Origin of the sequence: Paenibacillus sp. Soil522, assembly GCF_001428245.1 — a bacterium.
In the GTDB taxonomy this organism is placed as follows: Bacteria; Bacillota; Bacilli; order Paenibacillales; family Paenibacillaceae; genus Pristimantibacillus.
Genome location: NZ_LMRV01000044.1, coordinates 1 through 13,300, shown reverse-complemented (window position 1 = coordinate 13,300; position 13,300 = coordinate 1). Strand labels below are relative to the sequence as shown.

The following is a 13,300-nucleotide window of genomic DNA, read 5'->3' as shown; positions in this document are numbered from 1 at the left end:
GAAGCAAATACGCTTGCCTAAGCCTGATCTTTACTTTGGCATCATTTTTTGAGTGTTCGCCTTCCTTGCAACTGCTGTTTCCTTTATAATTATAAAAAAGCACAGCGGAAATTTTGTTGGCAAAGCGGACAATATCATGCGGTGATCCGGACATATTCGCGAAAAGCAGAAAAACATTAGTAGGGAGCGCTTACCATGAACCATCCTGCAGAAACGTTCCGTGGAGAGCATTTTTTTCAAAAAAACCAGCTGCTTTACGTCAACCGCGCCATCGAAAGCATTATGAGCCCCTATCATGACCATGATTTCCTCGAATGCGTATATATCGCTGAAGGAGCCGGCTATCATCATATCGCAGACCAAGTGCATAAGGTTCATAAAGGACAGGTTTTCTTCATTCCGATCGGCATTTCGCATGTGTTTCGACCGGTCTCCATGAGTAAGACTCTCAACCCTTTGAGCGTATTCAACTGCGTTTTTTCGCCGCTGCTGCTGCGTAAGCTTAGCGCATTTGCTTCCGATTTCAACATCGTCCAATTTCTGAATGACATGGAAAGCGGCCATTTTCCCTACTACTCTTGTATCGATACGAACGACCAGTTCGAGAAACTGTTTCTGTCTCTGCACCGGGAATATGCACTGCCGCAGACCGGCACGTCCGATTATTTGCATACTTTGCTGCTGCAGCTGCTTATCGCTCTGCAGCGCTCGATGGAACGCAGCAGTCCGTCCCCGGCTCCGCAGCAAACGGCTTTCATTAAGCTATTAAACGACTTGGACCAGCATTACGATCAGGAGCTGACGCTTGCCAAGCTAGCCCAGGCAAGCGGCTGGAGCGCGCGGCATCTTCAGCGGCTCTTTCAGCAGCATACGAAGCAGAGCTTTCACCGCTACCTGCAAAATTTGCGTATTCAAAAAAGCCAAGAGCTTCTTCGCGGCTCTCAGCTTAAAATCAGCGCCATTGCCGAAATGGTCGGCTACAAGGATATTCATTCTTTTAATCATTTATTTAAAAGGTGCACCGGCATGACGCCAAGCGTCTATCGAAAAGAAGAAATTCATAGTCAGTCACAGGAGGATTTATGACAGGAAAGACCCATTTGGCAATCGGAGCAGCTGTCGGAGCAGCAGCTTCCATTTATTACCCTTTCACATTGGAGCACGCAGCTCTATACATTGCGGTGGCTGGTTTCTCAGCATTAAGCGCCGATCTCGACGGCCCCAGCATGCTTAGCACCAAACTAAGCAAGCTCTCTAAGCTTATCCGCGAGCTAACGCTTTGGTCAGGCTTCCTGCTGGCCGGTATCATCTGCTATTATTTTTTTACTGAACAATCGCCCTCGCCCTTGTACATTGGTGTTGCCGCAGCCCTCTTCCTGCTTGGCCTCGTCGCTAAGCAAGGCGTCATACGTAATGTGCTCGCAAGCATAGCAGGCTGTCTCGTCATGTATGCAGGTTATTATTACCAAATGAACTGGCTCATCGGTTTCGGGCTGTTTGCCGCTTGGGTACCGTGGCTGAAGCACCGCGGCATGACGCATACGATATGGGTCGTCCCCATCTGGGGAGCCATCGGCTGGGGACTGCAAAATCAACTGCAAATCGAGGGTATCGCGATCGTCTCCATGCTCGGCTACTTATCCCATCTCGTAGCGGACACGATGACGCCGAGCGGCGTAAAATGGCTTTATCCGCTTACTAAAAAATCATTTAAAATCCGGTTGTAAGCTTCCCATAGCCAGTAAACCAGATAGGCGCAAAACAATGAGGCCAAAATGCCCTTTGTTTGCGCCTATTTTAATGATAATTCGCCCTATTTGGCAGAAATTCCTTTTTCTTTCACGGAAGGAAAATCGCGCTTAAGGCTAGCTTTTGTTACATTAATGACTTTTTAGTGATAGAATACGTTAAATATTTTCTAAAACCAAAAAACTTCCTTCTCTTATGTTAAATTACATAACATAAGAGAACAAGAATTAACAAATGCGAAAGGCATTGCGCTCAACGTAAGCCAGAGCTTTATCGCGAAGGTAGTTTAATAGAAGGTTTCCCTTTGCGACTATACGGTTTTATTACCGGATCAAACCAAAGATCGTTGACCATGGCTGGATATGTACCAATTGATGGTTACAACCAGAATGAAAGTGATGAAAGATGGTTTGATCTGCATTGTCATTTAGATATAAGGTCACTTGGAGAATTAGGCTCTGCAAAAAAGCTCATAGCGAGAAAGCGATATACTGGACTGGAAGTCTTTCGGGGTATATCTCTCCCCACAGCCACAGCTTAAGCGCAAAAAAGATGACTCTTGAATATTTCGAAAAAGTCATCTATCGGGAGCTCATCGGTGTCAATTTCCCGGCATCGGAAAACCAGCAGATCTTTAATAGGGGAGTTCTTACCTCCTGCTTTTTATAAAAAAAGTTGCTTTGCCTTACCTTCCTGAGACCAAATGTAGGCAAAAGAAAACGAGCAGATCACTTCCTTCTGCTCGTTCCTACGCTCTTATAAGATCTCTTCAACCGCATATTGCGACATAGGTGCTCCAGCCGTGCTAATCTTCGTAATGGCAACCAATTTGTTCCCTGTCTGCAGCAGCTCGATTAACGTACCCTTTGTTCTAAAATTTTGCGTCACTTTAAGGGTCGCCGTATCATATTGGCTGATAGTTTGTCCCTTGCCTGTAAAAAACAAATCCTTGCGGACAGGATCGCTAGTCATTACATCAAACGTGTTAATTCCGCCGGCATGCTGCATATTGCTTTCTCTATTGTTCGTTGCTGTAAATACGCCGCCGTAACCATTTAATAAGTACTGGCCGTCCGGCGTTAAGCCGATTATCGTAGACAGCTTATATTCTCCATGATAAGGGGAGTCATAGCCAGCTGTAATTTTCCCTTCATTCAGCGAAAACATCTCCATATCGCGCGGACTCGTATCCGAATTGACCGCATAGATCCGGTCCTCGGCGGGGTGAAGCGCGATCGTGCTTGCGTTTCTAATGGTCGCTGCCGACAGCTCCGCTTTCGTCTGGCGGTCATAGCTGATGATATTCGTCCATTGTCCTGATCCGGATGCAATATATACATGACCTTTCCGATCAACGGCCATATCGTACGGATCTATGCGCACATTCCACTGATCCTTTACCTGCAATGTAACGGGATCAAATACGACGACTTTACCGCCCTGCATATCGTCAAATCGGTAAGAGCTGTAATCCGCATTGGCTATAATGGCGTAAAGCTCCCCGTTCGCATAATACAGCTTCTGAGGCGGTCTGTTGAATATTTCCGAGACCGTTGTGCTCTTATTTTCACTGTAATTGTACGCAACGATTCTCGATTCACTTTCGTTAACCGCATATACTATCGGCTTAGCCGGATCAACAACCGCTTCCCTTACGATAAAAGGAAACGAGTGAACATTCTCTTCCGGCGTTACCGGTATCGTTGACGGCTCTTCGATTGGCTCGGTTGGCGTAGGAGGCTCAGTCACTTCATCCGGCTCAGTTGGCTCCTGCTCCCTGAATTGGTCCTGATTCAAAACTTGGATGTTATAGAAGCTTTTTTTCGAATAAACCGAAATCCATGAGCCGGCGTACTCAATCGGGACGGAAAAATTCAAACTCCCCTGCTCTGCTCCCATCGTATTAATGCCGATGACCTCGCCTATCCTATTAAACAACGGACCGCCGGAGCTTCCGTTTGTAATCGGTGCCGTTATTTGAATGAGACGGTCCGCGCCCATTGTTCTTATACCGCTGACGATGCCTGTCGAGACGGTATTTTGCAGCCCTTCCGGGTTTCCGATCGCAACGATTGCTTGACCTTTGGCAAGCTTTAACGAAGAACCAATCCGCAGCGGCGGGATGTTCGTTCGTATGCTTGTTTTGACGATCGCCAAATCTGCTTCTTCATTATAAGCGACGACGCCATCCACGTCGTAATAACGGTCTTTACCAGTCTGGATCAAATAGCTGCTGGAATCAGCTATGACGTGGTAATTCGTCAAAAATAATCCGTACCCGACTGCAAATGCGGTACCGAAGCCAAGAGAAGCACCTTCACGATCGAAGGATTCGAGAAGAACAACGCTTTGTTCCAGCTTTGCGATCTGTTCAACGGATAACGTCCGGCCTGTATAAGGGTCTTTATCAAAAGGAGCGAGAACGAATCGCAAATAATCAATAAGCTCCGTATTTTGACCAAGCTGCGGCATAACCAGGTCGCTGATTACGATAATACCGCGCTCATAAAATACCTTTTTCCCGAAGGCTTCGCCTATAACGCGCAGCGGCACGAAGACTCTTCCCTCTTTATATTGTGCAGGGGCTGCCAGCGGATAAGAAAGGCCGTTTATTTTGAGCTTGCTGCTGCCTAACGTAATCTGTATTTTTTTGCTTCCTTTGGTGATCGTAGCTGTGGATGATTTCGCTTCCCAGGCTACGCTTGCCCCCATGTTCTCGCTAATAAACCGAAGCGGAACCAGCGTAGTTTGATTTTTTATAAAAGGCGTAATTCTGAAGTTATTCTCGTCGATCATCAGGTCAGTATTATCGCTTATCGCATTCGCGCTGCCAATCGACAAAACGATCGCGCCTGCAAACATCTCGTTAAAATCAATGTCCTCATCTGCATGGACAAGCGGTTGCAATTGTATAAAAAGCGAGATGACTAAAACAACGGAAAGCAGCTGTTTCATTTTCATTTTCATTTTCATTTTCGTTCTACGTGTCTCCTCGTGATGTAGGGTAGGAAATATAGGTAAATATCTAATTCAGTATAGCATCCGAGGGAAAGTTGTTTAATGACCAAATTTTTCTAAATAAATCGTAAATCCATCCGCAACATTTTGTTAACTTTCCTGCTTGCGATGCATCAACAGTCACGAATAAACATTAAACATGAGTAAAACAACCACACCAAGATTCTGGACAGCATCAATCGAGTAGCACAATTTGTGCTGATTCAGGATCTCCGATCTTCACTCCAGTTTTCTCGCCTTTAAAAAGAATTTCAGCACCCTTTAATTCCCCTCCTATTTTTAGGAAAGTGGATGAAAGTAGATTTACTTTTCAGGAATAAATTCATTCGTATATAAATCTTGAAATTCGATGTCTTTATCAATTTGTCCAGATTCTTTCATTTGCTGAACTAGCGTTGTCCACCTCTCCTCTGACATGTAGCCAACACCGTGCTCCTTCGCATCCCCGCCAAAGATTAATTCCTTAGCTACGCCTTGCGCGTCAGTGAGATGGTCTAATTCATAGCTTGTGTTGTATTTATTAATTGCTTTATTCACTTCATCGGCATGTTCATAGTAATAATCCCATCCCTCTGTCGTTGCCTTCAGATATGCTTTAATCACATCTGGGTGATCCTTAATCATCGCTTCGGTTGTGATGACAACATTTCCATATGGGTTGTAACCTAAGTCTGCATTCAGCAGCCAATCTACGTCCAATCCTTCTTTGTTCAATACAAAGGGTTCATTCGTTGCATAGCCTTGAGTTACTGCATCTTTGTCCGCTGAGAAATTCGCTAAAGATCCGGTATAAGTTTGCACTTGAACTTTATCCAGCTTATATTTGTATGTTAAATATTTCCAGTAAGGAAATCCAGTTGCCACATAGACTTTGCGACCATTTAAATCCTCAATACTTTTAATACCCGATGATTTATGAAAAATTAAGTTTTGTGGATTCTTTTGCAGATTGGCATAAATCGCTTTTACTGGAATCCCTTCTTTGCGTGCAAGAATAACTTCATCCGCTTGAGCCATTGCAAATTGTACTTTACCTGATGCTACTAATTGAATATTAGACACTTGCGGTCCGCCTTGCTGCAGCGTTACTTCTAGCCCTGCTTTCTTATAAATCCCCGCTGCCTCCGCTGCAAAATGCCCTCCCATTTCAGGCTGTGCAAACCAACTCATTGTTTGGGTTAGTTTCGTTACCTCCGCCGGCTCATCACTATTCGTACTGCTGCATGCTGATACCATCACCATTGTCATCAAAAGCGCAACGCACAGTTTCCATTTCCCCATTGCCCTCATCACCATTCCCCCATCCGATATTTGTGTATCTGTCTGCCCATCAGTTTTCAATTTGAATTGCGGATTCATGCCAGCCTCTTAGAATGAGATGAGTTACGTATGAAATGACCAGGAAGAACGCCATCCCAAGAAGCGAAGCCGTAATTGCGCAAGCAAATAAGTAAGATGTTTGCATTTGGACAGCTGCTGAGGTAATTGCTATTCCTAAACCGCCTTTGGCACCAGCGATTCCCGCTACGAACTCACCAATGATGGCCCCAATAACAGCTAGACCACATGAGACTTTCATTCCCGCTAAAATATAAGGCATCGCAAAGGGAATTCGTAGCTTCCACAGCATCTTCCAACCCGTACCGTTATACATTCGCATAAGGTGAATTAAATTATGATCAGTGGAGGTTAATCCAATGTTCGTATTCGATATTATGGGGAACACGGCAATAATAAAAGAAATGATGATAATGGAATTAAGTCCCGATCCAAACCAAATCACAATTAAAGGCGCTATAGCTACGATTGGAATGGTTTGTAATACAACAGCGTAAGGATATAAACCGCGTTGAATCCATTTGGATAACGTCATGAGCAAAGCTATTCCATTACCAATCACAATGCTTAGTAGAAAGCCAAATAAAGAAGCTAAGAACGTATTCAAGGTGGCTCTTGAAAGCTCTGATATATGCTCTACTGCTGCCTGACCAATATTTACGGGTGAAGGAAGAATATACATCGGTATGTTCATGATCATCGTCACACATTGCCAGATCGCTAGAATCATCAGCATGACCAGAACAGGCGGTACGATGATTGATAGCATACGACGTATCCGTAATCTTGTAGCAGATACAAGAGGCTCCTTGATTTCAAATGTGGATACTCTTTCTATAGAAATCTGATTACTCATCATACGCCTCCCTTTAAAGCCGTGGATACAGCCTCAACAGATTTGCCGAAATTCGCAGAAGCTTGGAATTCATCTTTTCTTGGGTAGGGTAAATCTACTGTCACAACCTCTTTAATCCTTCCAGGATTGGCGTTCATCACAACAACCCGATTAGATAAGTAGATCGCTTCAAACACATTGTGTGTAACGAACACAATCGTAAGTTTCGTTTTCATCCAAATATCTAATAACTCATGATGAAGGCGGTGTCTTGTCATTTCGTCCAAAGCACCAAAGGGTTCATCCATAAACATAACCTTCGGATCAGACACTAGAGCCCGAGCAATGGAAACCCTCATTTTCATACCGCCTGACAGCTGCCGGGGATAATAGTTCACATATCCACTTAGTCCTACTAACTGAAGAACTTCCATCACTTTGTTCCTTCGTGTTTTCTTGTCGACACCTCTCATTTCGAGCGGTAGCTCCACATTGCGCAAGACCGTTCTCCAAGGCATCAAATTAGCTTCCTGAAATACAAAGCTCAAACTTTCCTGCTCCTTCTGTGATGACAGAGAATCTCTTCCTAACACTGAAATCGTCCCCCGCGTACTGTTAGCAAGGCCTGCCATTATACGTAATAGGGTTGATTTACCACAGCCTGAAGGACCCACTAGGGATACGAATTCCCCCTGAGCAATACTTAAGTTAATTCCATCTAAGGCATGTGTCCCTGCAGCATATTGCTTCGACACATTATCTACAACAATGGCTTCCGTTACCTCTTCTACTATTGCTTCCATATACATTCCTACTCCCTCCCGGATCTGGCAGGTAATGAACTCCATGCTGTAGATAATTGTTTGCCTGCAACTGGAATACCTTTGACACATACTAGTTCCCTTGACGGAACTACAGATAAGGCATGCTCAGGACTGAGTGCCTTAAGAAGAATAAAATTAGCTTCATCCCCTTCATGAAAGGTTAGTGGAGCAGAAGTAAAGAACGTATACGTTGATCGAAGGCTTTCATCATCATGCCATTTATTCATCTCAGCTAATCTTCTACCTCGATTCAACAGATCTGCATCGCCAAATGGCGTCCATGCATCAAGGCCTGTATGATCTGTCCCAAGCCTTATTTTGACCCCTAGCTCTTTCAATAAAGAAACCGGAGGCATGGCGCTGTCCATCGGAACACTTGTAATTAGCTGAACATCAAGTTGGACCAATCGACGGCCGAGCTTACTTACTTCCTCAATTTGAAGCTCCCCTAGACAATAAGCATGACTGATGGTTACTTTGCCTTGCGTATCCGTTTGTTCGGTATAGTCTAATATCCGCTCGATTGTAAATAATCCAAGATGTCCAGGGTCATGAAGATGGATGTCTATTTCGGCATCATGAGAAACCGCTATATCAAAGATCTGCTTAAGACTTGCTTCAATGTCTCGATCAACACCCGCTGGATCAACACCACCCACAATCGATACGCCCAAGTCTAACGCCTTCGACACATAGGAAGCAGATGAGGATCTCACTAGTCCTTGCTGAGGAAAAGCAACGAGCTCCATCGTCATGCAATGCTTAAACTCTTCTTTAAGAGACAATATCGTCTCTACGTGACTCAATCCAATATCAGGATCAATATCAACGTGAACACGAAGATGTGTCGTACCGTAACTCAACAGCTCATTCAATGTTTGGCAAGCTTGTTCTCTTAGCGTTTTACTAAATGGAGCAAGCAGCGCTTTCTCCAGAGCGAATTGTTCTAGGATAGAGCCTACCTTTCTTCGTGAAATCCATTGATCTTGAGGAAATCCTTTATCCAGATGAACGTGGCTATCTGTAAAGGTTGGAAGCATTAGTAATCCTTGCGCATCCCATACATTCGTGCAGTTGGCAGGAATTGAACCCATAGGAAGAAGACGATGAATCTTCCCATCTTCAATATACATGCAATTTAGCTTGGAATTCACAACCACCTGATCTAACCATTGACCACACATAATATCCCTCCTAATCCAGTTCTTCATGGATCCTTGTTGATTTCCCCTTACTTTGATGAAACTAGAAAGCTTCTAAACATAAAGGCTAATTTCAAACGTAAGAGATGATTCATATTTTTCAAATCTACCTTGAGTACGTCATTTATCTTCTCTAAGCGATAAGCAACCGTGTTCCGATGAATAAACAATTGTCTACTTGTCTCTGTCATGGAGCCATCACATTGAAGGTACACTTCTAACGTTTGAATAAGTTCTTCATCCCATTCTTTATGATCAATTAGCAGCGGTGACAGGATATGATGACAATAACCAAACATTACTTCTTCAGGCAAATGCTTAAATATCGAATTAAACTCCACAGTCTCATAGAACAATACAGGTTGGTCGATCTTCAATCGTTTTGCCATTTTGTAAGTTTCAATGCATTCCCCGTAAGCTACTAACAGTTCTCCAATCGAGAATTTGATCTGACTTACATAACTTTGCAAAGGAACAAGCGGTACGATTTTTTGACATAAAGTTAAATTTTCCGAGATCGCTCTAGATAGCCCTAGGCTGTCCTTGGCAACTTGATCACTAAGAGAAAACACAGAAAGGATGCCCTCTTGTAATCGAAAATGTTCAACATCAAAGGATTTTAAAGCTGAGCTTTTTGCCAATTCCCGCATCAACACTGGCTCCATCGCGTTCACATGATTTCTATCTAAAATGGTGAATACACATTGATACGGCTTCGCAAAACGTTTAATCCCATACTCCACACATTTATTAATAAATCCATCGACGGTAATCTTGTTCTGTATAACATCTTGCAATAGAGACTCCGCTCTATATCTTGAAGATTGATAGCTAATCCCTTGTGTATCCATCCCCAGATGATAGGCTAGAATTTCAGATGCTTGCTGAAATAAGGCTTCCTCTTCTTTAAAAACGAGAGAGTGACTCGTACAAACCTTCAAATAGCCAACACATGTATTATCGTGAAGAAGTGGAATCCTGTAAGCACGCTCTTTTTTGCCACCTTCCCAATAGGCTTTAATTGACCAAGGCCAATTCAGTAGTAACCGTTGTTCAGGAATCGGCCCGTTGTTATATAAAATGTGCCCCCCTACCGCAATAACTGCAATCGGATGACCTAATATACCTGAAATAATATGAAATAAATTACTTAAATCATTTTGTTTTAGTGCAAATTGCATTAATTGCCTCTGTTTATCAAATACACCATGGAGCAATTTCGTTCTTTCTGCCAATTCTGAATTAAACAATGCCGTCATTTGATCGGAAAACGTAAATTCATACGGAAGTTCCAAGATCGGAAAATTTAAGCGATTCGCTTCCTCAATTAATTCCTCCGGTATTCTATCCCAGAATCTTCCTAACTTGACACCTAATCCTGCTGCACCTCTTTCGTCTAGTTTACGAAGTAAAGAAACAGCTTGATCTGGACTGTCTTTCATCATGAAGCCTGTTGTGAACAGAATTTCATCTGATTTAACCCATTGGGCAATATCCGGATCATCCATTAAAGTTACGGATCGAAGTACTCTAGATCCTCCTCTTTCACCGGCTATCAGCTTAGCATGAGATAAAGGGTAAATTTGTAACGCTTCTAGAACGGTTAATCGCATAACACCCCTCTTTTCTCCATGCTAATAGAAAATGGTTTCTTTACTTGTAGAGGCAACCTGCTTCCCTTTTTTCCATACAAAGAGTCGTTCAGAACGATAATACAGCAGTGTTCGAACATCTTTGGCATTACATAACACCAAGTCCGCATCAGCTCCAATGTGCAAACCATAATTCGATATTCCCAGTGCTTTCGCACCTCGGTAGGTAGCCATATCAATAATAATCTCCGCATCTTTGGCCGAACCCATATAACAGGTTTGGGCTAATAATAATCCGATATCCAGTGGATCCGATGTACCGAAGGGTGTAAATGCATTCTGGATATTGTTGGTTCCATAAATCACATTCACTCCACTATCCAGCAGCATGGGGACTGGCGTTAATCCTCTTCGATTACGGTATCCATCTGCTCTCCCATTCAAATATAACTCCGTTGATGGCAAGGACATTACATGAATACCTGCTTTGGCTATCGACTCTGCAATTTTTTCAGCTTGCATAGGCTTTACAGAACCAAGTGAAGTTAAGTGCCCAACCGATACTTTATCTTGAAATCTGTAATCTTTAGTTAAGCGAATGACATCAAGAATGGCCAATTGATCGGAATCATCAGAGAAATCAACATGTAAATCAATAGGTTTGTTATACTTATCAGCAAGTCCAAATATGAAATGTAAATGTTCATTTAAATCGCTATCATTATAAGTAATCCCACCTACGACATCTGCTCCCCTGATAAGGGATTGAATCATTAACGCGTCGGTTCCAGGTTGTCTGAAAATTCCTTCTTGCGGAAAAGCCACCAGTTGAATATCGATCTGGTCTCTTAGTTCTTCCTTCAGTTCTAGCATGAGCTCCATGGCTTTAAATTCTAATATCGAATCCAGTTCTACCTGACATCGCATCACAGTAACACCAGCAGCGATGGAGCTTCGAATAATTCGAATGGCTCTCTCTCGCATATCTTGCTTTGTGTAACCTGACTTGAGTTTATAGGTTTCAGATATGGCCTCCTGTAGTGTTGAAGCCTCACTCTTCATTTGATCCAATAATAGTGCTTTGTCTAAATGGATATGAGATTCCACAAGTCCTGGAAGTAATATATTTCCATTCGCTGCAATGATTTGCTTAGCTTCTGGAGGAAGTAATGAATGTTCAGCTAAATAAGTAATAATTCCCTTCTCAATTCCTAAATCCATGACGCAAGGAAATTGTGGACTGGAGAAGCCTTGAATAAGAAGATCCACTTGTCATCCCCCTCAATATGCTCCGTGATGTATGTTATATTATATTACGTAATTGTCTCGATTATAGGACCTCGACATCTGAATCGTCAATTATCGTGTTAATTATTATGACATTTAACAACGAAACATTTATTAATTGTGCACGATTATAATGTTAATGTAATTTTATATGACATAATGGTTAACTAGTGAGTCAATACAAATAGAGCACTCACATGGAGAGCTCTACATATTGTTAAACCTATAGAATGACTTACTTTTTCTACTTCTTTAGTGAACTACCTAGAGGCTTGGAATTATCCCATTGCATCGAGGTATAAATTCCGGAATGTCCTGAAAAAAGATAGCTTATAATACAAGCGATAAGCATATAGATGGCTGCATCTGAGTATTGAAATTTTCTCGATCCTTTATAAAATACGGGACGAGCGATGAGCTGAAAAAAGTCATTAAAAAAAATGCACGCCAACGGCCTTAAAGTTCAGGAAGATCTCGTTCCAAATCAGATGATGGGGCTTCCAACACCGGAAGTCGTCAGTATCACTTCGGTCNCGATGAGCTGAAAAAAGTCATTAAAAAAATGCACGCCAACGGCCTTAAAGTTCAGGAAGATCTCGTTCCAAATCAGATGATGGGGCTTCCAACACCGGAAGTCGTCAGTATCACTTCGGTCGATAATTTCGGCAACGAAAACGACCCGAATGTGAAAGACAGACTGGTTCAGGTTTACAGTAAAGGCGGCGGTCCCGGCCAGGCTAAATATGGCGTGATCAAGGAATGGAATCATACNCGAATGCAGATGTTACTACCCAACGAAAACGACCCGAATGTGAAAGACAGACTGGTTCAGGTTTACAGTAAAGGCGGCGGTCCCGGCCAGGCTAAATATGGCGTGATCAAGGAATGGAATCATACATATTATAACGGAGCAACTCCGAAGCCCAAAAATATGGGAAAATTAAAGCCACTGACACTTACTTAACGGTAGACCTATTTTGCTGTCGAAKGGGCGGCTACGGAGACTGAACAAGTTTGGAAACCGGTGCTGCTCTATTATATCGATCCGCAACAAGGTGCGACAAACCTAAACTATCTTGATTTTATGCGTGAAAACGGTTTTGACGGAAACAGCGACGACGAAGTCAGAAATCATTGCAGCGGATTCAGCGACTGTATCCAAATTGACTGACAAGTATATCTTCTCCCAACCAGGTTACACTGCGGCAACCGATCCGCACGGAAACCTTCGGTTTAACAACGGCAATAACCACCATCTGAATACAAATGTGCTGMAGTACGAATTTTTGATCGGAAATGATATCGATAATTCGCATCCTGTCGTACAGGAAGAGCAACTAAACTGGGCCAAATTCYTGATGGATGAATATGGCTTCGACGGATTCCGTATTGACGCGGCGTCTCACTTAAACACCGATATACTCACCAAATTCCAGGATTTGATGAGCTCGCGAT

The 13,300-nt window shown here is 43.0% G+C and carries 11 protein-coding genes and 1 pseudogene; 5 read left to right on the top strand and 7 right to left on the bottom strand.

Annotated elements, in window-relative coordinates:
* Nucleotides 1-195 precede the first annotated feature (195 nt).
* Nucleotides 196-1,086, top strand: a complete 891-nt coding sequence (locus ASG81_RS13820) for an AraC family transcriptional regulator (RefSeq protein ID WP_056634925.1) — start codon at nt 196-198, stop codon at nt 1,084-1,086.
* Nucleotides 1,083-1,727 (top strand): metal-dependent hydrolase, encoded by a 645-nt coding sequence (locus tag ASG81_RS13815; RefSeq protein ID WP_056634922.1) that lies wholly within the window; start codon nt 1,083-1,085, stop codon nt 1,725-1,727. The genes ASG81_RS13820 and ASG81_RS13815 overlap by 4 nt, the downstream gene beginning before the upstream one ends.
* Before the next feature lie 778 nt (nt 1,728-2,505).
* Here the strand turns inward: ASG81_RS13815 and ASG81_RS13810 are convergent.
* The 7 genes from ASG81_RS13810 to ASG81_RS13780 form a co-directional block, all read right to left on the bottom strand.
* Nucleotides 2,506-4,722 carry a stalk domain-containing protein gene (locus ASG81_RS13810; protein ID WP_056634919.1) on the bottom strand — a complete coding sequence of 739 codons (2,217 nt, stop codon included), beginning with the start codon at nt 4,720-4,722 and terminating at the stop codon, nt 2,506-2,508.
* A 348-nt stretch (nt 4,723-5,070) separates the two neighbouring features.
* Complete coding sequence (locus ASG81_RS13805; protein WP_056634915.1) at nt 5,071-6,126, bottom strand: ABC transporter substrate-binding protein; 1,056 nt, start codon at nt 6,124-6,126, stop codon at nt 5,071-5,073.
* Nucleotides 6,098-6,961 (bottom strand): ABC transporter permease, encoded by an 864-nt coding sequence (locus ASG81_RS13800; protein WP_081417333.1) that lies wholly within the window; start codon nt 6,959-6,961, stop codon nt 6,098-6,100. Before ASG81_RS13800 ends, ASG81_RS13805 begins: the two co-directional genes overlap by 29 nt.
* Complete coding sequence (locus ASG81_RS13795) at nt 6,961-7,749, bottom strand: ABC transporter ATP-binding protein (protein ID WP_200961506.1); 789 nt, start codon at nt 7,747-7,749, stop codon at nt 6,961-6,963. The genes ASG81_RS13800 and ASG81_RS13795 overlap by 1 nt, the downstream gene beginning before the upstream one ends.
* Before the next feature lie 2 nt (nt 7,750-7,751).
* Nucleotides 7,752-8,948, bottom strand: a complete 1,197-nt coding sequence (locus ASG81_RS13790; RefSeq protein ID WP_056634912.1) for an amidohydrolase family protein — start codon at nt 8,946-8,948, stop codon at nt 7,752-7,754.
* 47 nt (nt 8,949-8,995) lie between these two features.
* Entirely contained in the window at nt 8,996-10,579 is a 1,584-nt protein-coding gene (locus ASG81_RS13785; protein ID WP_056634908.1) for a PucR family transcriptional regulator, read from the bottom strand.
* A gap of 21 nt (nt 10,580-10,600) precedes the next feature.
* Entirely contained in the window at nt 10,601-11,827 is a 1,227-nt protein-coding gene (locus ASG81_RS13780; RefSeq protein ID WP_235548868.1) for an amidohydrolase family protein, read from the bottom strand.
* A 552-nt stretch (nt 11,828-12,379) separates the two neighbouring features.
* Between ASG81_RS13780 and ASG81_RS33985 the strand changes: the two are divergent.
* From ASG81_RS33985 to ASG81_RS13770, 3 genes and pseudogenes are all read left to right on the top strand, one after another.
* Nucleotides 12,380-12,616, top strand: a pseudogene (locus ASG81_RS33985) (glycoside hydrolase family 70 protein); the annotation flags it as partial.
* A gap of 1 nt (nt 12,617) precedes the next feature.
* On the top strand, nt 12,618-12,809 hold a 192-nt coding region (locus ASG81_RS32805; protein WP_235548867.1), incomplete at its 5' end, for a hypothetical protein.
* A 136-nt stretch (nt 12,810-12,945) separates the two neighbouring features.
* On the top strand, nt 12,946-13,300 hold a 355-nt coding region (locus ASG81_RS13770), incomplete at its 3' end, for a glycoside hydrolase family 70 protein (RefSeq protein WP_268795781.1).